This window comes from Pantoea sp. SGAir0175, from assembly GCF_043547855.1.
The window spans coordinates 657826-679932 of sequence record NZ_CP028081.1; the positions used below are offsets into that span (position 1 = coordinate 657826).

General features: G+C 52.9%; 15 protein-coding genes, 1 tRNA gene and 1 pseudogene. 9 read left to right on the forward strand and 8 right to left on the reverse strand.

Going from position 1 to position 22107, the window contains the following annotated elements:
- The first annotated feature begins 89 nt into the window (after positions 1 to 89).
- Positions 90 to 1469, forward strand: a complete 1380-nt coding sequence (locus tag C1N56_RS03035) for a MocR-like pyridoxine biosynthesis transcription factor PdxR (protein ID WP_394517104.1) — start codon at positions 90 to 92, stop codon at positions 1467 to 1469.
- Positions 1470 to 1578: 109 nt separating this feature from the next.
- On the opposite strand, the gene C1N56_RS03040 is transcribed toward C1N56_RS03035, so the two are convergent.
- Positions 1579 to 2094 (reverse strand): DUF2501 domain-containing protein, encoded by a 516-nt coding sequence (locus C1N56_RS03040; RefSeq protein ID WP_394517105.1) that lies wholly within the window; start codon positions 2092 to 2094, stop codon positions 1579 to 1581.
- A gap of 249 nt (positions 2095 to 2343) precedes the next feature.
- Between C1N56_RS03040 and C1N56_RS03045 the strand changes: the two genes are divergently transcribed.
- A tRNA-Leu gene (locus C1N56_RS03045) sits at positions 2344 to 2428 on the forward strand.
- A 236-nt stretch (positions 2429 to 2664) separates the two neighbouring features.
- On the opposite strand, the gene C1N56_RS03050 is transcribed toward C1N56_RS03045, so the two are convergent.
- Genes C1N56_RS03050 through C1N56_RS03075 form a run of 6 tightly spaced genes read right to left on the reverse strand, consistent with a single transcriptional unit; the run spans position 2665 to position 13359 of the window.
- Entirely contained in the window at positions 2665 to 2958 is a 294-nt protein-coding gene (locus C1N56_RS03050; protein WP_082678675.1) for a hypothetical protein, read from the reverse strand.
- Positions 2948 to 4330 (reverse strand): McrC family protein, encoded by a 1383-nt coding sequence (locus C1N56_RS03055; RefSeq protein ID WP_338670746.1) that lies wholly within the window; start codon positions 4328 to 4330, stop codon positions 2948 to 2950. Before C1N56_RS03055 ends, C1N56_RS03050 begins: the two co-directional genes overlap by 11 nt.
- Entirely contained in the window at positions 4327 to 6309 is a 1983-nt protein-coding gene (locus C1N56_RS03060) for an AAA family ATPase (RefSeq protein ID WP_394517106.1), read from the reverse strand. The genes C1N56_RS03055 and C1N56_RS03060 overlap by 4 nt, the downstream gene beginning before the upstream one ends.
- Positions 6310 to 6338: 29 nt before the next feature.
- Positions 6339 to 9587 carry a type I restriction endonuclease subunit R gene (locus tag C1N56_RS03065; protein ID WP_394517107.1) on the reverse strand — a complete coding sequence of 1083 codons (3249 nt, stop codon included), beginning with the start codon at positions 9585 to 9587 and terminating at the stop codon, positions 6339 to 6341.
- Positions 9584 to 10999, reverse strand: a complete 1416-nt coding sequence (locus C1N56_RS03070; protein ID WP_394517108.1) for a restriction endonuclease subunit S — start codon at positions 10997 to 10999, stop codon at positions 9584 to 9586. Before C1N56_RS03070 ends, C1N56_RS03065 begins: the two co-directional genes overlap by 4 nt.
- Complete coding sequence (locus C1N56_RS03075; protein WP_394517109.1) at positions 10999 to 13359, reverse strand: type I restriction-modification system subunit M; 2361 nt, start codon at positions 13357 to 13359, stop codon at positions 10999 to 11001. The genes C1N56_RS03070 and C1N56_RS03075 overlap by 1 nt, the downstream gene beginning before the upstream one ends.
- Positions 13360 to 14364: 1005 nt before the next feature.
- On the opposite strand from C1N56_RS03075, the gene C1N56_RS03080 reads away from it, so the two are divergent.
- The 3 genes from C1N56_RS03080 to C1N56_RS03090 all read left to right on the forward strand — a co-directional run bounded on the left by C1N56_RS03080 (position 14365) and on the right by C1N56_RS03090 (position 16924).
- Positions 14365 to 15144 (forward strand): hypothetical protein, encoded by a 780-nt coding sequence (locus C1N56_RS03080; protein ID WP_394517110.1) that lies wholly within the window; start codon positions 14365 to 14367, stop codon positions 15142 to 15144.
- A 428-nt stretch (positions 15145 to 15572) separates the two neighbouring features.
- Entirely contained in the window at positions 15573 to 16451 is an 879-nt protein-coding gene (locus C1N56_RS03085) for an AraC family transcriptional regulator (protein WP_394517111.1), read from the forward strand.
- 143 nt (positions 16452 to 16594) lie between these two features.
- Positions 16595 to 16924: a DUF1493 family protein gene (locus C1N56_RS03090; RefSeq protein ID WP_338670754.1), complete on the forward strand. Its 330-nt coding sequence runs from the start codon at positions 16595 to 16597 to the stop codon at positions 16922 to 16924.
- A 37-nt stretch (positions 16925 to 16961) separates the two neighbouring features.
- On the opposite strand, the gene C1N56_RS03095 is transcribed toward C1N56_RS03090, so the two are convergent.
- Entirely contained in the window at positions 16962 to 17741 is a 780-nt protein-coding gene (locus tag C1N56_RS03095) for an NAD(P)H-dependent oxidoreductase (protein WP_338670755.1), read from the reverse strand.
- Positions 17742 to 17831: 90 nt separating this feature from the next.
- On the opposite strand from C1N56_RS03095, the pseudogene C1N56_RS03100 reads away from it, so the two are divergent.
- From C1N56_RS03100 to C1N56_RS03115, 4 genes and pseudogenes are all read left to right on the forward strand, one after another.
- Positions 17832 to 18722: pseudogene (locus C1N56_RS03100) on the forward strand (LysR family transcriptional regulator).
- A gap of 160 nt (positions 18723 to 18882) precedes the next feature.
- Positions 18883 to 19752, forward strand: coding sequence for an SDR family oxidoreductase (locus C1N56_RS03105; protein ID WP_021506745.1), 870 nt, complete (start codon positions 18883 to 18885; stop codon positions 19750 to 19752).
- Between the two features lie 44 nt (positions 19753 to 19796).
- The gene (locus tag C1N56_RS03110) at positions 19797 to 20975 is read left to right on the forward strand and encodes an arabinose transporter (protein ID WP_394517112.1); all 1179 of its coding nucleotides are present in this window, start codon (positions 19797 to 19799) and stop codon (positions 20973 to 20975) included.
- Positions 20976 to 21054: 79 nt separating this feature from the next.
- Positions 21055 to 22101 (forward strand): DUF1176 domain-containing protein, encoded by a 1047-nt coding sequence (locus C1N56_RS03115; RefSeq protein WP_394517113.1) that lies wholly within the window; start codon positions 21055 to 21057, stop codon positions 22099 to 22101.
- Positions 22102 to 22107 lie beyond the last annotated feature (6 nt).

The following is a 22107-nucleotide window of genomic DNA, read 5'->3' on the forward strand; positions in this document are numbered from 1 at the left end:
GCATCTTAAACTGCTATGTCTGAGCGAACAGGGCCATTACGCGTGAAAACAGGTAGGACATAGCACAGTGGCTGAGAAAGGAGTGACGCGTGGGGTACAAAGAGATTTACCAGCGCTTCCGGCAGCAGATTCTTGCCGGGCAGCTCAGGCCGGGCGACCGCGTACCGGCGATCCGCGTGCTGGCGGGCGAACTGCAGGTGGCGCGCAAAACGGTGGAGGCCGCCTACGAAATCCTCATCGGTGAAGGCTATTTTGTCAGCCAGGGCGCGAAGGGCACGCGCGTCAATCCGCAGCTGAAGCTGGCGAGCGCAGCCACGCCAACGCGCGCACCGGCGACGACGCCCGCGCTGCTGCCGCTGACCGAGGGCAAAGGCGAGCTGCGGCTTGGCATCCCGGCGCTGGACGAGTTTCCGCATAAAAAGTGGCGGCTGCTGTCGGCGAAAGCGGCGCGCAGCCTGCGGCCGGACGAGATGATGATACCGCCGGTGATGGGGTATGCGCCGCTGCGGGCGGCCATCGCCAGCTACCTGAACATCTCGCGCGGCCTCAACTGCCAGCCGGAACAGATCTTTATCACCAGCGGCTACCGTGCCAATCTGCGGCTGATTCTGGCGGTGCTGGCGCAGCCGGGCGACAAAGTGCTGTTCGAAGATCCCGGCTACTTCTTCGGCCAGCAGCTGCTGAAGCGCATCGCACCCAACCTGCACTATGTGCCGGTGGATGGGCAGGGCGTCGACGTGGAGTATCTGCTGCGCTATCACACCGACGCGCGCTTTGCGGTGGTGACGCCAACGCACCAGAGCCCGCTGGCGGTTAGCCTGTCGCTGCCGCGCAAACATCAGCTGCTGGCGTGGGCGCAGCAGCATGACAGCTGGATTATTGAAGATGATTACGACGGCGAATTTCACTACACGCGCAAGGTGATTCCGGCGCTGAAAAGCCTGGATGTGCACGACCGGGTGATCTACACCGGCACCTTCAGCAAAACCATGATGCCGGCGATGCGCATCGGCTATCTGGTGATGCCGCAGCACACGCTGGCGCAGTTCGGCGAGCTGGGCGAGATTCTGGAAACCGGCCTGCCGCTGCTGCCACAGAAGATCCTCGCGCAGTTCCTCAGCGAAGGGCATTTTTATCGCCACATCAAGAAGATGCGCATCCTGTATCAGCAGCGCCGCCGCATGATGCTGGAGGCCATCGAAGCCTGTTTTCCGGGGCTGTTTACCTTTGAACTGACCGACGGTGGTATGCACATCGTGGCGTTTCTGCGGCGTGGCACCCAGGACGTGGCACTGGCGACGCTGTGGGCGCAGCAGGCGCTATACGCGCGGCCGCTGTCGGGCTGGTACGCGCAGACGCAAAAGCGCTATGGCCTGGTGATTGGCTACACCAATATCCAGTCGTTTGAACAGGCGCGGGCGCTGCTGGCGCGCGTGATGGATGAGACGCGGGCGTTGTTGAGGGCTTAGCGGCAGCGTGGCGAGAGAAGAGGGCGCGGGGGACAGCCCGCGCCGGCTGGCATAAGGTGAGCGGCGATTCAGACGGCAGGAAGGCGGCCTCTGAACCCACGCGAAGGAATCACATGCCGATGTATTTTTTGCCCTGCTTCAGCACCACATCGCAGGCTTTGGTTTTCAGCTTCTCACCCATTGGCGAGTTGCTCAGGCTCTGCAGATTCAGCTGCTGGCCGTTGCCGGTGTTCAGCAGGCCCTGCAGCCCCTGCTGGTAATCGGTTTTCTGCTGCTGCGCGGTGCTGCTGCTCAGGCCCAGCTTGCTCAGCACCTGATCCTTCACCGACTTCACGTTGTTATCCACCACGTTGTGCTGCACGCAATACTCCATCACGCCGGCGGCGTTGGTCATGCTGTTGGCGCTCACCGCTTTATCGCCGCCGTTCAGCAGGCCGCTGAGCGAAGAGAGCGACAGTCCGCCGTTCTGCGTGTTGCTGGTGGCGGTGTTGCCGCTGTTCTGCTGCGACAGCTGCGATGCGGCGCTGCTCAGCTGATCCTGCCAGCTCGCCGCCGATGCGCTACCGGCCACCAGTGCCGCCGCGATACCCCATCCCCAAACTAACCGTTGTGTTGCTTTTTTCATCTCAACCTCGTTGTGCTTATACGTCTGACTGCGTCAGTTGTGGTTAAGAGGCATGTGGCGGCAGAAAGTTCCGGAGAAGCGGCCGCCGCGCGCGAGTTTGGGAGTGTTCCGGAGGCGACTGCCGGGGTTTTGCGCAGCGTTTTTGGCAGCGCTGCTTTTTTCGACGCTTAGCGCACATCCCCATCGATTCCGGTTGCGCCGCAAGCGCGTAACGGTATAATCGCCCACGTTTTCCGCATCCTCTTCAGTGCCGAAGTGGCGAAATCGGTAGACGCAGTTGATTCAAAATCAACCGTAGAAATACGTGCCGGTTCGAGTCCGGCCTTCGGCACCATCTGATGCAACTTAAGTCGCTTACGAGCGGCTTTTTTTGTGTCTGGGATTTAGTGCCGCAGGGCTTTCTTTGCTTTTCAATTAACCTAAGACAACCTGATTCAATCAAAATCATTTTACTGATGCGGTGGTACAGAGCTTACATTGGTGAGTTGGAAAAGACAGGCCAGTAAAGGGAGGAATGCCCGGGAAGATAGTAGTAAAGAGCCCTCCAGCGCCTAAGGTGGCTATTTATTCTCAGGGTTCAGTGAGTTTTTTTGTAATATATTGCATCGCGGCCAACAAATAGGAAGCTTTGAAGGTTACATCCTGGTAGTCCTTCGGAAGTAAACTCCCGGAATCTTCAAACCGTTCAACAAATGCTGCAACTTCATTTGCATTAATCCGGCTTACATTGTTTTTCCCGTTTCGGACAAACAGCTTTTTGTCTTTAGAATACAGGGTGAAAGACAATTTTTTCGCACTTGTAACCAGTTCAACTGGTTGGGTGAAATACTCGAGCATTAAATGGTATAAATCTTTATAAATCATAGTTAATTTTTCTCATTGCTTTATCCGGCTGAAAAGGTTTTTTATTCTCATTATTAGCCGCCAGAGACTCATCACCAGAAAAACAGTGGAAAGAGCCTTGCCAGTCACCTTTTACTAATGCTCCAGATTCAAGGTTGAATGGAACGCACCAAAGCGATAAATATTCATCAAACCGAAAAACTGGTAGCGGAATATTAAAGTATTGGTGATGTGGATATATCAGTATCATATTACCTTTCCCACGAAGGTACTTTTGCCCATAGGCAAACATCTGGTATAAATCTGACTGGCTGATATCATATTTTCTCAGACTATCACCAGCTCTGCTATCTAATAGTTTCCATTTAGCGTCCAGAACCACCGTCTGCCCGCCGGTGATAAGAAAATCAGGTTTAAGCATGAACCATCGTTGAGATGATTTTTCGCCAACAGGTACATGCTCTAACATGTACTGGCTTTTAGTCTGTCCAATAAGCTGGTAGTCGTGATGCAACGCATCAGCCAGACCGCATCCGACCCAACCTTCATATAACTTCTCCATAGGGAACAACAGAGAAATTCCCTGATGGGATCCATGTTGAAAATCTGGATTCATCTGCTCAAGAATGAGTCGGCACCACGGTTTTATGGCACGATAGCCGAAGAGATATTTGCCGTCACTCCATTGCCTAAAGAGTTGTGTTGTACTGCCACAAACAGCTTCTATGCCATCCAGTTGGTGGCTAAGTGAATTGGCCTGTCTCCAGCTCTGCCCTTGTCTGGTCACTTTAAGCGACCAATCCAAAGCCGTCCGTAGCAGACGGTTCTCGATGCGCTGAGGGGAAAACTCGGCATAACGCACATGAAAATGAGTGCCCCTTCCCGGAGGCATTCTCATTTGCGCAGTGACATTTAATTGACCACGGATAAACGCGCTATGTTCGTCCTCGATGAGGTGATAATCGAAACGCAGTCCTTTGCGCACTAAGTCAGCAAGGTGCCGTAAAAACTCACTGATTATCCATTCATGCAGAGGCTGGTCACTACACTGCAAAGCCGCCTGGTTCGCCTCACGGGGTGTAATACCTAAAGAGGCGCCTAGCATTCGGCGTAAAAGCTGACGCAGCGGGGCTACCCCAGCTGGCGCTTCAAATGTGGTTTTTGGCAGAATTTCAATTGACTCCCCACTCGGGGATTGTAGATAACCGACATAGCTTCCCAAACGCAAAAAACGCTTCCCTTCCCGGCTGAATATTTGAGAGGATCCACTCCACGTTTGTTGCAATTGCTCAAGCCAGGAGAAAGTTGCCTCAGAGACAATTCCCAGATCCATACTGGCTGGTTGAGAACTATCACAGGTCAGCAGAGCATATTCCCGGACCTGGATCATCATGCGACAATACCCTGATAAGCTTCTGCGGACGTGAAAGCATGTTGATTGATACGGAAGCGCCTGTCAGATAAGCTATCCGCAATATCTTTCGGGAATAGTGCAGAAAATGATGGTAGTTGTGCTGACTGCTGCAACAGAATAAAACGGTTTTCTTTCTCTTTTACTGAGTCATTAAGCACCCAACCGATACGCTCATAGTCATCAAAGAAATACTCTCTCAGCAATGGGATGATTTTTTCCTGGAAGATGCTGGCAAGACAGGCTTTACGGTCGGCATTATTTTCTAATTTTTTTAGCGGCATGAAGTAAGCATGACCAATCATATGCTCACTATCCAGTAGCGCTTCGATACGCTGATTAATGCGCGTTAACAACGTTTCGACATCAACGCCAAACGCAGTGACCCCAGCTAACAACTCAGGTCGTGCAGGCATTTCTTTAAAGCTAAAACGGCGTCTTAACGCCAAGTCCATCTGAATGAGCGACTTGTCCGCAGTATTCATCGTTCCAATGACATAAACATTTTGCGGTACTGAGAAAGTTTGTTTCGAATAAGGAAGCATCAGCGATCGCTCATCTTCAGCCCCTTGACGTTTGTCTGCTTCAAGAAGCGTGATAAGTTCACCAAATATACGCGCTATATTGCCACGATTGATTTCGTCTATTATCAGTACATGTGGAAGATCCTGACTATCGACATTCTCAACTGGAGCCAGCAACTGAGTTAATTTTTCACGATCAATCGTCGTATTCTGCAACTCATAAAGGGTCATCTGAGATAACGACTTTGTGAAAATTTGCTCTTTAGGAAGGCTTGGAGTGTATGTTCTTAGCCATTTAACTGAACGCATTTGATGGTAATACTCACGTTCATCGTTGGGTAAATAACTATACTCACCTGTAATCTCAGCTATTGCACGAAATTTATGATTTCCATCAGAGACGACGACTATATCGCCATTCTTCATAATGTTTTTAAAAGTATTTACGGCAACAGCCATATAATTACTGGTGCCTTCCAGTGACTGTTTTTCTGATGCAATCCGGGCTTTAACTGATTCAAAGGTAGAGCAATTACTAAAATCTATATCCTCTCCCCAACCTAGCAGGACATAATTATTATTCAGGCAATCTTCGTAAACATCCTCTTCTCCCCCCATGGTATTACCGAGAGACATCTTCCAGATCCGACGACCTTTGAGAGAGATAGATTGTGTTGCGCTCCCCTGAACCTTAACACTGGCATTCAGGCACAATTGTTTAAAAATACCATCTACAACTTCGTAGCGAAGAGTACCCGATTTTTCATCAGTCGTAGCGCGAATCCCTTCGATAAAGTCTTCATAGGAGAAACTCTGATGAAAAGTGGTAAACATGATGCGCTGCTTTTCTACCAGCATCTGATAACGCTGCTTTACCTTTTCCCGTAGATCGCTGCCTTGATGTTCGTGCGTAGCCTGTTGGTACCAGGCATGATCGGCAATTTTGACTGCCATTTCGGTGGTAGTGTAGGTTTTACCTGTGCCGGGTGGTCCGAAGAGGATTTGGTTTAAGGGGTACATTGACGATTCTTCCTTGTTTTGGTTATCTCTTTTTATTCCAGGTTGGGTGGTTGAAGAAGTCTGGCCACCCAGCAAAGCCACCAGCGTCTGCAACACTTCAACTGACTCAACATCAGCCGCGAAACCATATTGGGATGTCCCATTATCTTTCGGGTAACGGCGGTAGCTGGTGCTTTTGACTTTTTCCCAAAGGCAGTGGATACCCGCAATGCGGTCAATTTCCGCCTTTAAGGCAAGGGTTTCTGGTGCAAGAACCAATGGACTCTTTTTAACCACGCCGTCCCGACTGCGTTTGACATACAGATACTTTCCATTCCCGAGCGCATGTTCGGATGCATAGCTTGGCTCGAATTTTCCAGCCTCAAGCCGGTAACCCAACTCATTCAACGCATGGTAAATCTCAAGCGAATTCAGCATTTCTTACACCACTCCTTGATGAAAAAGCGTTAAGCCCCTTTCAACATATCAAACACCACGCGGGCAAAGCCCTTCGCCAGTTCAGGATTAGAAAGATATTGCACCATCATCTCCTGCTGGGCTTCATTGCTATCCATGACAGCATCATCAATCGCCTTTGGGAAATCGCCCAGCATCGCCTGTTCGCGTGTATTGTTGGCGATCTGGGTCATCACCGCCTGGTTTTCTGACAGCTTGTCGCGCACCGCAAAGGCATAATTGATCATATCTTTATCGGACAGATTATCGGTGACAAAAAGCTCATTCAGACGAGCCAGGATATTTGACAGAAACTCCTCTTTTTTGTCTTTTGGTTTCGCCGTGCCGACATCATTACCCGGTTTGATTTTGTATTCCTCTGCATCCTCTTGCAGCTTCAGGTGCTGTTCGTGGAGTTTAGACAGGCGATAATGGCTCATCTCCACATTGCTTAAATCAATCTCGTCTTCTTCAATACGCTGTTCATGCAGCAACGGACGCAAATGGCGGGCGAAGAGGCTCAGCTTTTCAAGGTCCTTGTCGTCATAATCAACGATTTGCGACATAAACTCGTAAAAGCGGACAAAGCTGCCGAGATCTTTTTTGAAGATATCCAGCTTACTTTTTTCTTTCTCGCACTCTTTGAAGGTGTTTTCCGCATTGGTGATCAGCACAACATCGCCGGTCTTCTTGGTGCGTTCAAACATCTCTTTGGCCAGCACATAGGCATCAATCGCTGAGATGTAGCGATGCTTCCAGCGTTCCACCGCAGGTTTGCAAATATTGCTAATGGCCGCGTTGGATTTGTTTTTGCTGAAGAACGCCTCGCAGAACTGCTCCACTTCGTTCCACAGGAAAATACCGCTGGTCCGCAGCTTTTCATAGAGCTCAAATACAAGCTGTGGATCGCTGACATCCGTTAGTTCTGCTGTCTGGTAGTACGGCTGGAAAGCACCCAAGATTTCGTCAGGCTCGTTGTAGAAATCGAGCACAAAGGTGCCGGACTGCGCCTTCCCAGGATAAGTACGGTTCAGGCGCGACAGCGTCTGTACACACTCTACGCCACCCAGTTTTTTATCCACATACATGGCGCACAGCTTAGGCTGGTCAAAACCGGTCTGGAATTTGTTGGCCACCAGCATCACCTGGTAGTCGTCGGTATCAAACGCTTTACGCATATCCCGGCCTTTGAGGCCTGGGTTCATATTAATCTCGGTGAACTTCTGGTGAAGCAGCGCAAGGCTATTGTGGTCATCTTCATTGAATTCAACTTCCCCAGAGAATGCCACCATTGCGCTGATTTTGTCGTACTTCTGCTCGGTGATGTATTTATCGAACGCCAGCTTGTAGCGCACCGCCGCTTTACGCGAACTGGTCACCACCATCGCTTTTGCCTGGCCGGCCAGTAGGTGCATCACATGCTTACGGAAGTGCTCAACAATCACCTTCACTTTCTGCGACACGTTATGATCGTGCAGCGAAACCCACTGGTTGAGTTTGATCTTTGCTTTCTTGCTGTCCACTTCCCGGTCAGGATCGTCCAGCTTTTGCAGCAGCTTGTAGGCTACCTTGTAGTTGGTGTAGTTCTTCAGCACATCAAGAATAAAGCCTTCTTCAATTGCCTGGCGCATGGAGTAAACGTGGAACGCTTCCGGTTTGTTCGTTTTCGATGCGGGTTCATGCGGATTCGGGCGACGGCCAAATAGCTCCAGCGTTTTGGCTTTTGGCGTGGCGGTGAAGGCGTAATAGTTGAGGTTGTTGCTGCCTTTACGCGCGGCGACGGTAGCGTCCAGAATATCTTCTGAAGACATTTCCATATCGTCATCTGCCTCTTCGGTCATCAGCACTTCTTTTAGCTGACGCGCCGTAGAGCCGCTCTGCGAAGAGTGCGCTTCATCGGCAATCACCGCGTATTTACGCTGCTTGAGGCTGACGCTATTTTCAATCGCCTTCAGGACAAACGGGAAGGTCTGGATGGTGACGATAATGATCGGCTGCGAGTTTTCCAGCGCGCTGGCCAGCTTTTCTGATTTAGAGCCGTCGCCTTCTTTGTTATTGATACGCCCAACCACGCCATCCTGATGTTCAAACTGATAGATAGTGTCCTGCAGCTGATCGTCAAGCACGGTACGGTCCGTCACCACAATCACCGAGTGGAACTGCTTCTCGCCATTTTCATCGTACAGGCGGGAAAGCTGATGAGCCGTCCAGGCGATAGAGTTCGATTTACCCGACCCCGCACTGTGCTGAATCAGGTATTTATTGCCAGTCCCTTCCTCCGTGGCGGCAGTGATCAGTTTGCTCACCACATCCCATTGGTGATAACGCGGGAAAATCAGGCTCTCGCATTTGTACTTCAGGCCAACGGCATTTTCTTTTTCGACGATTTGCAGATGCACAAAACTGGCGAGAATTTTCAACAAATTGTCCGGCAGCAGCACCTCATTCCACAAGTAGCTGGTGGCGTAGTCGTTGGCATCTTCCGGAGTGTCGTTCCCCGCGCCGCCGTCATGTGTGCCTTTGTTAAACGGCAGGAAGAAGGTTTTATCGCCCTCGAGCCTGGTCGCCATAAACACTTCGTATTGGCTGACAGCAAAGTGCACCAGCGCGCCGCGTTTAAAGGTCAGCAGCGGCTCTGGCTTATTGGTGCCTGGGTCCTTCGGCAAACGCGTTTTCTTATATTGCGTGATGGCGTTTTGCACCGTCTGCTTAAATTCAGACTTCAGTTCCAGAGTCGCTATCGGCAGGCCATTGACGAATAACACCAGGTCGATACGCCACTTCTTCGCTTTTATCCCCGTTTCTTCGAATGCGGCGTTCGACGCATGCGGGCTGTAAACAAGCTCCGGCACAATACGGCAGATATTATGTTTGTAGCGGGTCAGAGTTTCCGGATTGAGATTATGTTCCGGCTTAAACTGGCACAGGGAAAAACGCGCGTTATGACTTTTGATACCATGACGCAGCACGCCAAGCGTACCGTAGGTACGAGAAAGCATATCGGTGGCGTTGATATCCGCTTTTTTCAGCTGCGCCACAAGCGCATCGAGGAAATGACGCTCGGTATCGGTGGGGTAAATTTTGGCAAACTTCTCCCACTCCTGCGGCTGCGTGGTTTGCACAAAGGTTAGCGCATCTTGTGAGTACAGCGTACGTTCGCGATCGTAGCCGTTAGCTTTACCAACAAGCCAGCCGCGATCTACCATCTGCGCAATCATTTCATCCTGGAAAATCAGCTCTTTGGTGCTGTCCATGCTCATGCGGTGGCCTCCTGTGGCTCCTCAACATCCTGCGCCTCAGGGGCAACCCAATCGCGGACGTCGATTTTTCCGGTGACGGCGGCGGAGATCAGGGCAGTGCGGCGTTCTTGCATAAGTCTGATTGCAGTGTCTGCAGATCGAATGAGATAATCATATTTATCTGAAATTGTCTTAATATAATCCAATGTTGCCTCTTGCTCACTAATCGGAGGAATTGGCAATCGAATTCTACCCAAAGTCTCGGTATTCAAATTTGCCATTGTCGAACCTTTAGATTCCAATGTCAGTTCTGAAACAACGCCCTCAGAAGAAATCAGAGTATAAGCGTAGTCTGGGATTATTTTTTTTGTAAGCTTAGCTTTCAAACTGCCTGTGCCGCATAACCAACCTTCGTTATTTTTCTTTACAACAGCGCACCGACCTAATTCGCCACGTCTAGAGAAAATAATTTCACCCTCTGAAAGTTTATGTCGCTCTAGTCTTTCTTGGGTCGCTTCATCAACAGTAACTTTCGGATCAGGTATAATCATCCCTGCATTCATATGCGCAGGATTTATTAATGGAATACCATCTATCATATAATCTTCAGCATGTAATTGACTACCAAATGGGCCAGTTTGCATTTCAAGAGTATTGAACTTTAATTGAGCAATAGTCCAATGCTCCGGCACTTCCCCCAACCACTCAACACCAGAATCTTTCATCGGCACATCAGGGTTTAGCCCTTTGGTGACAGCATGGCTAATCACTGCCTGACGTTTTTCTTTCAGCAGTTCAATCAGTTGCTGTTGTTTCTCGATCAGGTTATCGATTTTTTTTGTTTCGTAGTCAAGGAAGCCTAATATAAGTTTCTGTTCAGAAATACCTGGCAAAGGCAAGTACAAACTTCTAATAACACCTGAGTTCAGCCCAAGCATTATAGACCCTTTACCCTGAATTTTAATTTGATGCTTAATTTCAGGAGATTCATCGACTAATAATTTAAAAAAATCAGGAATAATTTGTTTATTATTAACCCGCACACGGATTAAGTGTGAATCGATAATTCCTTTTTCAGCAGTTTGAGGAACAATCTCACATTTTCCGCTCGTCCCCATCATAGTGATTAAAATATCACCAAAAAATACTTGATAGACTCCCATTTCTTTAAATTTATTAAAGCTTATCCTTCTTTTTCCAAGTGAAAAGTCACGTTTTATAACATTCTCCTGACCATACACTTGCACACCATCGTCAACCATATCCTCTAATTTTAAGGAACTCCCAAAAGGTCCTATTTTAGTACCTTCTGCACCATCTTTAAGTAAATATCTGACCTGTTTTAACTCCCACTGAGAAGGTAATTGCACTAGTCCTTCAATGTTCGTGAAATTATACTCGGAATAAGCTCTATATTTATTCAATCCAGCCATTAGGAATGTACCTCCTGCAGCAGCTTCATAATCTCGGCGCTGACCGCATCCAGGTCGGCATCGATTTCTTCCAGCGGGCGCGGTGGCTGATAGACATAGAAATGGCGGTTAAACGGAATTTCATAACCGACAACCCCCACCTCACCATCTTTAGCATCGCGCTTATCAGCGTTGATCCACGCGTCAGCCACGTGCGGCAGCACTTCTGCTTCGAAGTAGTTTTCAATCAGGTCGCTGGTGGACACTGCTGGGTTCAGCGGCAAGTTTTCGTTATCGCGCAGCTCGCCGTCCTGTTCGAACTCCACCACTTTGCCTTTGTATTCAAATGCACCGTACAGCGGTTGAGCCGCTTCTTTCAGCACCTTCTTTACCACTGGCTCAGCATCCGGGTTTTTGGTGGTGATAGCGTCGATAAACTGTTTGTTCTCTTTCGCGTCCAGCTTCACGCCTGCCGCTTTGATAGCATCTTTCAGGGTCAGCTGGAAATGGTTGAAGTCATTGCTCACCAGCGTCTTGCCACCCGCCTGCGTACCCAGAGCCGTCTGAATCTGCTGCGCTTTTTCCATCAAGGCGCGCTGCGCCAGCCACAGTTTGCTGTCGAGCAGATCTTTAATCTGCTTCTCTTTCAGCTCGGCGAATTCAGCCTTGATGATCGCGCGCGCTTCGGCTTCCAGGTCAGAAAAATCACCGTAGGTATTCTCCTGCCATTGGGATGCGAACTCTTCATACAGACGTTCCATCGGCGCGTTAAAGGGCTTCGGCGCAAAGCGCAGAGTCGCAATCGCTTCATCTGTCACCTGAGCAGATAACCGCAGCGGACGCTCAATGGTCAGGCGGCGATAGCCAAAGTCGGTGCTGTTAAAGATTTTACTGGCGAAGGTTTTCGGCGCTTCGGTTTTAGCTGTGGCAGGCTGGCGACCACGGCTGGATTTTTGCTCAGCGGCTTTTTCCAGACCCAGTTCTTCCAGAGTGGTGGCATCCACCACCTCAAAATTACCGAAGGTCTGCGTGATCAGTTTAATATCGTCCTCGCCCATCAGGTTACGCTTGGAACCCAGCGATTTGCGCATCTTGCCGCACAGGTTGGTGCCATCAATCAGCTGCACTTTGCCTTTACGCTCAGGCGCTTTTTTGTTGGAGAGGATCCAGACGTAGGTGGCAATGCCGGTGTTGTAGAACATGTCCGTTGGCAGCGCGACGATGCCCTCCAGCAAATCGGCTTCCAGAATGTAGCGGCGGATTTCGCTCTCACCACTGCCCGCACCACCGGTAAACAGTGGTGAACCGTTAAGGATAATCCCGATACGCCCGCCGTTGCTCACGGTGCCATCCACGTTGTGGTTGTCGCGCATTTTGCTGATCAGGTGCATCAGGAACAGCAGCGAGCCGTCGGATACACGCGGCAGGCCAGGGCCAAAGCGACCGTTAAAGCCTTTCTGCGTATGTTCGTCGTTAATCTCGCCCTCAATCTTTTTCCAGTCCACGCCAAACGGTGGGTTAGAGAGCATGTAGTCGAACTGGTCCTGTGGTAACTGGTCATTAGAGAGTGTGTTACCCAGCTTAATGCGGCTGACGTCCTGACCTTTGATCAGCATGTCGGCTTTACAGATAGCGTAGGATTCCGGGTTCAGCTCCTGACCAAAGGCACGCATGACCGCGTTAGGGTTCAGCTCGTGCACATATTCCATGCCTGAAGAGAGGAAGCCGCCGGTCCCGGCCGTCGGATCATAAATGGTGCGGATGATACCGGGCTGCGTCAGGGCTTCATCATCTTCCATAAACACCAGTGAAGTGGTCAGACGCACGATATCGCGCGGGGTGAAGTGCTCACCAGCGGTCTCGTTGGAGCTTTCCGCAAAGCGACGGATAAGCTCTTCAAACACCAGGCCCATTTCATAGTTGGAAATCGCTTTCGGGCTCAGATCGGTGGTAGCGAATTTCTTCACAACTTTAAACAGCAGGTTGGCATCTTCCAGCAGGCCGACGAACTCGCTGAATTTGAAGTGCTCAAAGATTTCACGCGCATCCGGGGAAAACGCCTGTACGTAGCTTTCCAGGTTGGCTTTGATGTCGTTCTGCCCCATCTTGCCCAGATCCATCTTCGAGGTGTTGAAGAAGGAAAATGTGCTGGTGCGCAGCAGAAACTTCTCTTTCGCATCTTCCGGCAGCGGGCTGGTTTTTAATTCATCATATTTCGCCACCACCGCGTCTTTAGTCTCTGCGAGCACACACTCAAGGCGACGAAGCAGCGTAAAGGGCAGGATCACGCGCCCGTACTGAGATTGTTTGAAATCACCGCGCAGCAAATCAGCCACCGACCAAATAAATGCGGCCGTTTGAGAAAAGTTAATGTTAGTCATGAAACCCTCGGGGAGATCGCGGCCGTGTAGCAAAATGCTCCGGCAAAAAGTCGTTTTTGGAATGCAGTGCGCAAAATAATACCTGCTATACGGACTATCGCAACCGATATGGGACAAAGAAATGACCTGTCTAAGGAGGAACAAACGTATAGCTCAAGGCTGTTCGGGAAGGGAAGCGTTGTGCTGTTTCCAGTCTCACATGACGTTCACTCTTAGGTGTGTAATCGGCCCTAAGTTATTAATATTAAAATAATAAATTGGCTCTTGTCAGGGGGTTTAAGACGGACAGAAAGATAGTGAGGCTTTCCAGGCTTCTGACGGGCGAGCAACCCGGCATCGAGCATGTATTGGCTTGGTAAGTACTAAGAATGGTGTTATTGGTCGCAGCCATGGATTTGCTCCCACTAAATTTCATCCGTATTGGTTCGATTGCGATGGTCCGGATAGATCTTGATGCTTTGGAGTTTGTCGAGGAAGATGATATGTAACAGATTTCGGTATCTTGATTCGATTGTATTAGCTCAGACTTGATCTGACGGTTTCCGCTGGTAGCTCACAATCGAATCTGACAGGTGTGCTTTGAGCGATCTGCGGACATTGGTAACAGCATTCCATGTGAATCAACGTGGAGTAAGTAAGGATAAGGTCACACATTCTGATCACCGGTTAAGCACGACTGGTGCCCGGCTGATAAAAACACTGCGTCATGCATACCCGACATAAGCTCGTGGCAAATTCTCCGGTCAGATAACTGGCGAGATAACGCTTTATCGCTGGTTTAAAACTTCATTTCAATGACGACTTTGAAGAGGGCTGTTTGGATAAAGAAAATTATTGTACGTTAAAGTGATTTTTTGTACCTACGAGCGATGATAAGGGAACCTGACCATGTTGACAGTTAGCATTGAGTACGTAACTGGCTTCGATTAAAATAAGTCATAAGAGTTTCAAATGCTACCGGTCCAATTTCTCTGGGATATATGTATTATTTTTTAAAGGTGTTTTATGAGTAATGGAATGCAATCATTTTTTGGTCAATTGGTAATTTCCATAATTTCTATATCTTTAGGGTCATTTCTTTTTGCTGGGTTTTTAGAAAGCTACAAAAAAGATCAAGGTCTTCAAGAAGAGCTTATAAAGGATTACTTCAGGCCGATGATGGAATTACAGGGTTCTTGTTCATCTTCACACAATGAACTATTTCTAAAGTATGGAGATTTATCTGGTTCTTATCAGATCATGTCTAATGAAATAGTACATATGACAGTGACCCCTGATTCAAAGTTAGGCCAGTATTATGAAGCTCTTCCAATATCTATCATTAAGGAGAATGCAGAGTTAAAAAAAGGAATTGAAGACCTTGAAATGGCGGTAAAAAAATGCAAGGCCAATTTATTCCTGAAGTATGAAGAGCTTGCTTTAGTTACTGGTTCCTATCCAGAGTTAAGGAGCTTAGCAAAAAAATATACAAATGCGGTCAATGCCATCTATTCAGAAAGACAAAAAAAAGCTAAGGAAAATACAAAAAATATAGATCCTAATCAGCTAATACCATTAATGCGGAAATTTATCGCTATGGATCTATCAACAAATGAAAATAAACCCATGCTTATCAGTGAAATGGAGAAAATATCCAAAGTAACAACACAGCATAGTTTGATAATGGCAGAGTATGAGGAATTAATGTTCAAAGAAGATAACGATTTCTTCCTAAGTCTTCATGATCTTTATGCAGTCAAAATTAGTGAAAAGTATTCGGGGGGATTTATCAGATGGGTATTTTAAAACATGGTAATTCATCAACTACGACGCTTACTGTGTAGAACGCGTAAACCAGGGAAGATAATTAATGTGTTAGGTAATGTCCGCTTATGTTACAGAGCGGGTAAGTTATCAGAGCTGAAGGTTCGCTGTAAGCGAGGAGCAGAAGTTGACCTTTAGTGATAATGTTTTTTCTTTGAGATAAGTGTGGATGATTGATAATTTTGCTGGCACGCAGCAGACATTTCAGCCTTACCGTATCTTTAAGTTGCTTGAAAAACATGAAGCCAAAATCCGCCAGCCCTCAAATGATCACGCAACATAAGCGCATAATCCCCCCGCCCATTCACAGCAAAAACCATCACCGCTCTTTACTCTCCCTCAAAACTCCGCAAGATCCATCAGGCCCACTCTCCGCCGCACGGGCATACTCATTCCCCAGAGAGGATGCTATGCCAGTAAACAAAAATGATCACCGCGAGACCTACCGCAAGCGCTTTGACAAGGTGTTCGACTACATCGAACGCCATCTTGATGAAGCGCTGCTGCTGGAGCAACTGAGTGAAGTGGCGCACTTTTCGCCGTACCACTTTCACCGCCAGTTCAGCGCCTGGTGCGGCATGCCGCCGGGGCGTTACATCCAGCTGATGCGGCTCAAGCGGGCGTCGTACCGGCTGGCATTCAATCCGCACGAGAAAATCATTGAGATTGCGCTCGATGCCGGTTTTCAGCATGCCGAATCATTCAGTCGCGCCTTTAAGCAGGTATTTGACGTGACGCCGAGTGAATTTCGTCAGCAGCCGGTTTGGATGACCTGGCATCAGCGCATGCCTCAGCCACCCGTCAAACGGAGAGAGAGTATGTCAGTAGAGATTAAAATGTTTCCCACCACGCCGGTGGCGATGCTCACGCATCACGGCGATCCGCAGCGCATCAACGAAACGGCGGCGCAGTTTATTGCCTGGCGCAAAAGCAGCGGAGCATCGCCGGTGCGCAGCAGCCAGACGTTCGGCGTCGCGCCGCACGATCCGGCCAGCACGCCAGCCGCGGATTTTCAGTATCACCTTTGCGGCTCGGTGACCGCACCGATTAATGAAGACAACGCCTTTGGCGTCGTTAACAGCACCATTCCCGGCGGACGCTGCGCGGTGCTGCGTCATCACGGCTCGCACAGCGCACTGACCGATCTGGCGCGTTCGCTTTATAGCGAATGGTTGCCGGCCAGCGGCGAAGAGCTGCGCGATTTCCCGCTGTTCTTCCACTATCACAACTTCGTGCATGAAGTGGCGGAACACGAATTGCTGACGGATATCTATCTGCCGCTTAAGTGATAAGGGTCCCGGTAGCAATGGCTACCGGGATTTTTATGCAGGATTGCGATACGTATTCACGGCTGGCATTTTTTTCCTCCTGCCTCGCGGCAAGGCATGGCAAAATGCCCTGCGATCCTATCAGCACAGGCGAAGAGGCGACGATGACAGAGCAACTCGAACAGCGTATCTATGAACTGGTGCGGCGCTATGACGGCGTGTATCTGTTCAAGCAGAAAACGCTCACGCCGCAGATTGATATCGACAGCGATCTCAACTTCGAGCGCGACGAAGCCGCCGCGCTGATGGAAGAGTTTTTCAGTGAGTTCGCGGTCGAACGCGCGAATTTCGCTATTGAAACCTACTACCCGGACGAACCGTCGCTGGCGCAAATCCTCAACCCGTTCAATAAGCGTGAAGTGCCGGTGGTGCCGGATTTCACGCTGGGCATGCTGATTGCATCGGCGCAGGCGGGGCGCTGGCTGTTTGAATAATGCGGCAGCGCGCCGCTGCGGTTTGGCGGCCTGCGGCTCAGCGCGCCACGTGCACGCCAAATCCGCGCTCGCCTTCCGCAATATCCTCGCGCAGCGTCAGCGCCGGAATCACATATTCACCGCCGTTCTGGCGACGGAAGGCAATCGGTTGATCCTGCGCTAAGCGATCCAGTCGTTGCGCCAGCGCGGCGCACCAGTCGGCGAAGCGTTCCTGCGCCGACTTCTGCACGCGATACAGCACCAGCGGTGGCAACACGCTGAAGCCGGGATAGAACAGCATGCCGTGCTGGATCGGGAACAGCAGATCCTCAATCGGGCCGTTGATGCCGCGCGGCGCGTAGTGCGACTCCCAGCCGCCGGTGGTTACCACCAGCATGGCGCGCTTGCCGGCGAGCGTGCCTTCGCCGTAGCGATCGCCCCAGTGATGATCGTTGTGCTCGCCGACGCCATAGGCAAAACCGTTGGCATACACGCGGTCAAACCAGCCTTTCATGATTGCCGGCATCGAAAACCACCACAGCGGAAACTGAAAAATCACCGTGTCGGCCCAGCGCAGCTTCTCCTGCTCGGCGGCAATGTCCGTTGCCTGCAGCTGGTGGTCGTAGGCGAAACGCGAATCCAGCGTGGCATCAAAATGCGCGCCCACCGGGGGCGCCAGCGTGTCGGCGGCATCCAGCTGTGCTTTCCACTGCATGGCGTACAGATCTGACACCTGCACCTGATAGCCCGCCTGCTGCAGATGATTCACGGCAAAGTCTTTCAGCGATCCGTTCAGCGAGCGCGGTTCCGGATGGGCATACACAATCAAAACATTCATGGCGGTATCCTGTGAGATGAAAACCGCTGCAGGTTAAGCCAGTGCTGGCTATAGTAGAAATCAATTACTGATATCTCAGGTATAGATGGCATGAATATGCACGCGCTGGATTTGAATCTGCTGCAAACCTTGAACGTGCTGCTGGTGGAGCAGAACGTGACGCGCGCGGCGCAGCGACTCAATCTGTCGCAGCCGTCGGTGAGCGCCCAGCTGGCGCGCCTGCGGGTGCTGTTTGACGATCCGCTGCTGTTGCCCGGTCCGCGCGGCATGCTGCCCACCGCCCGCGCCGAGGCCCTGCGCGAGCCGCTGCGTCTGGCGCTGGAAGCGCTGGAGCGCGCGGTGGCACCGCCGGCAGCGTTCGATCCGGCGCGCGCGGAGCTCACCTGGCGCATTGCCGCCACCGATTACATGTGATCGGCGCTGATCCTGCCGGCGCTGAAACTCATTCGTGAAGCGGCACCGCGCAGCCGCATGGCGGTGTTTGCACTCAATCCGCCACAGGTGGCGCAGCAACTGGAGAAGGGCGAGCTGGATATGGTGTTTCACACCGGCGACAACGCGCCGCCGACGCTGCATCAGCGCCGCTTGTTCAGCGAACGCTACGTGCTGGCCGGCCGGCACGATCATCCACAGCTGCAGCAGCCCCTGACGCTGGATCGCTTTTGCCAACTGGAGTTTGTGATGGTTTCGCCGGATGGCGGCGGCTTCAGTGCCGCCACCGATCGCGCGCTGGCAACGCTCGGCCGCACGCGCCGCGTCGCGCTCTCGGTGCCGCATTTTCTGTTTATGCTCGACACGCTGGCCAGCAGTGATTTGGTCGCCGTACTGCCGGAGCGCCTGGTGCGAAACGCGCCGCAGCTCCGCGTGCTTGCACCGCCGCTGCAGATTGAAGGGTTTGACATCCTGATGCTATGGCACGAGCGCCTGCATCGCGATCCCGCCCAGCAATGGCTGCGCCAGCAGATTGTCGCGGCACTGTAAACCTGAACTCTCGCCGAATAAGTCGCGGTCTTCATGCCCTCAGGCCTTGTCCGACAAGGCTTGCTCCTGCATTGCTGATGCGATTAGCGCCACCGCTCCACAGCACGCATCATATCAACACGACGAAACACTCGCGTTTTAACGTGCAGGGGAGAAGACCATGCAGATATTTGTCACCGGGGCCACCGGCTGGGTGGGTTCAGCGGTAGTGGAAGAATTGATCGCGGCAGGCCATCAGGTAACAGGGCTGGCGCGTTCGGCGGAAAAAGCCGTGGCGCTGGCCGTCACTGGCGCACAGGTTATTCGCGGTTCGCTGGAAGATGCCGACGTGCTGCGTGACGCCGCGCGTTCTGCGGACGCCATCATTCATACCGCGTTTAACCACGATTTCTCGCGCTTCGTGCAGAACTGCGAGCAGGACCGCCAGGTGATCGAACTGCTCGGCGAGGCGATTGCCGGATCGGATCGCATGCTGCTGGTGACGTCCGGCCTGTCCGGTATGGCGCGCGGGGCGACGGAGCTGGATCAGCCGCAGCCGGTGTCACCGCGTCAGTCGGAAGCGGCGGCGCAGGCGCTGTCGCAGCGCGGCGTGCACGTGGCGACAGTGCGGCTGGCGCCGTCGGTGCATGGCCTCGGCGACCACGGTTTTGTACCGATTCTGGTGCGGCTGGCGCGTGAGAGCGGGATTTCCGCCTGGTGCGGCAGCGGTGAAAACTGCTGGTCCGGCGTGCATCGTCGCGATGCGGCGCGCGTCTATCGGCTGGCGCTGGAGCAGGGCGTCACTGAACGCGTTTATCACGCGGTGGCCGATGAGGCGGTGCCGTTCCGCGCAATCGCGGAGACGATAGGGCGCCAGCTCGGATTGCCCAGCGGCGAGCGCGACCGGGCACACTTTGGCTGGTTCGCTAACATGGCGGCGGGCAACATGGCGGTCTCCAGCCAGCGCACGCGCACGCTGCTGGACTGGTCTGCAACCCGCCCGGACCTGCTGAGCGAGCTCGATACGCCTGCCTATTACACCCATCTCTGATATCACGCTGCCGCTGCGCGCGGCAGTTTTTCTGGATTATATCGATGAAAAATAATGTATTTATCACCTTGCTGCCGGTGACGCTGGCGGTGTTTATCGCTTTTCTCACCATGGGGATGCAGCTGCCGGTGCTGCCGCTGCATCTGCAGCAGAACCTCGGCATGGATACGCTGGCGATCGGCACGGTCATCGGCGCGCAGTTTATCGCATCGCTGCTGACGCGTTCGTGGGCGGGCAACTTCGCCGATATGCGCGGCGCGAAACGCGCGGTGCTGACCGGGCTGTTAGTGGTGGCGAGTTCCGGCGTGATCTATCTGATTTCGCTGCTGTTCATTGATCGGCCTGCCAGCTCGGTAGCCATCCTGCTGCTGGGGCGTGTGGTGCTGGCGCTGGGCGAGAGCCTGCTGGCCACCGGCGCGCTCGGCTGGGGACTCGGGCTGGTGGGACCAGCCAATGCTGGTAAAGTGATGGCGTGGATCGGTATCGCGATTTACGGGGCCTGGGCGCTGGGTGCGCCGCTGGGCGTGGCGATTTATCACGGCTGGCGCTTCACCGGCATCGCCATGGCGATCATCGTGGTACCGCTGCTGCCGCTGATGTTTATCACCCAGGTGCGCGCCGTCGCGCCGACCTCGACCAAACGCACGCCGTTCTACAAAGTCATGGGCGCGGTGTGGCGGCCGGGACTGGGTCTGGCGCTCGCCAGCGTCGGCTTTGGCATGATCACCGCGTTTATCGCGCTGCTGTTTGCGGCCAGGGCCTGGGGCAACGCGTCGCTGGCGTTCACCGCGTTTGGCGTGGCGTTTATCGCGGCGCGCCTGTTCTTTGCCCATCTGCCGGATAAGCTGGGCGGCGCGCGTGTCGCGCTGGTATGCGTGCTGATTGAAGCCTGCGGTCAGCTGCTGATTTGGGGCGCTGATGACGCGACGCTGGTTTATCTCGGCGCGGCGCTGACCGGTTTTGGCTATTCGCTGGCCTTTCCGGCGTTCGGCGTGGAAGCGGTACGCCGTGCGCCGCCGCACACCCGCAGCCTGGCGATGGGGGCTTACGTGGCGTTTCTTGATATCGCGCTGGCAGTCACCAGTCCGCTGGCGGGGGCGCTGGCCGCCCACCGCGGCGTGGCTTCGGTGTATCTCGCTGGCGCGATTGCCGTGGCGCTGGCGATGCTGGTGGCGCTGAGCCTGATGGCGCGTCAGCCACAACCACAGACAGCGATGGAATAAGACCCGACGCAAAAAATTCACTTCTCCCGCGCCGCAAAAATCATCACACTAGCCACCTTTACCATTAGGGAGAGATGGCATGAAAAGCCGATTGCTGCTGGCGCTGACGCTGTTCGCCAGCCTGAGCACGCCGTTGTGGGCCGACGAAGGCGTCTCGTTTAGCCATAAAGACTGGGAGCTGGCTTGTGATAATACGCTGACCTGCCGCGCCGCCGGCTACAGCGCCGAAGAGGGCGCGGGCGGATCGGTGCTGCTGACGCGCGCCGGCGGGCCAGACAGCCTGACGCACGGGCGCGTGGTGCTGGCCGATACCGGCGACGATGATGCGCAGCAGGTGAATGCGCTGGCGCTGTGGATTGACGATCGCGCGCTGGGCGAAGTCAGTAAAGCGGAGAACGATGAGTGGACGCTAAGCGACGCGCAGACCCAGGCGCTGATCGCCGCCATCAAAGGCAGCGCCAGAGTGGAGTTTCGCGGTGCGGCCGAGCCGTTTGAGCTCTCCGGCAACGGGGCCTTTGCCACGCTGTTAAAAATGGATGAGGCGCAGGGACGGCTGAACACGCCGGGCGCGCTGGTGCGTAAAGGCAACCAGCCGGAAGCCGGCGTGCCGGCGGCAGTGGCGATGCCGGTGATTCAGCAGGTCCATGTGCTGAAAGCCGCGCCGCGCCCGCTGACGCCAGATGAACTGGCACAGGTCAAGCCAAAGCTGATTGCCTCGCTAACCGATGACGACAGCTGTGACAATCTCGCGCCGTCCGACGATCAGCCGGAAGAGGGCGCGGAACCGCCTACGCTGACGCCGGTGGATGCGCAGCACGTGCTGATCGCCGCGCTGTGCTGGCGCGGGGCTTACAACGAAGGCTATGGTTTCTGGCTGCTGGATAACGCGCTGCAGGGCACGCCGCAGCTGATCACCGATTCCGGATCTGATTATCACGACGGCGTGATCAGCGAAGCGCAGAAAGGGCGCGGCATTGGTGACTGCTGGAGCACCGCTGCATGGGTGTGGGATGGCCGCCAGTTCGTGCAGAGCAGCGAGGCCACCACCGGCATGTGCCGTGCCATCCGCGCCGGCGGCGCATGGCAGCTGCCAACGCTGGTCACCGAAGTCAAACCGGCGGGGTAATGTTCA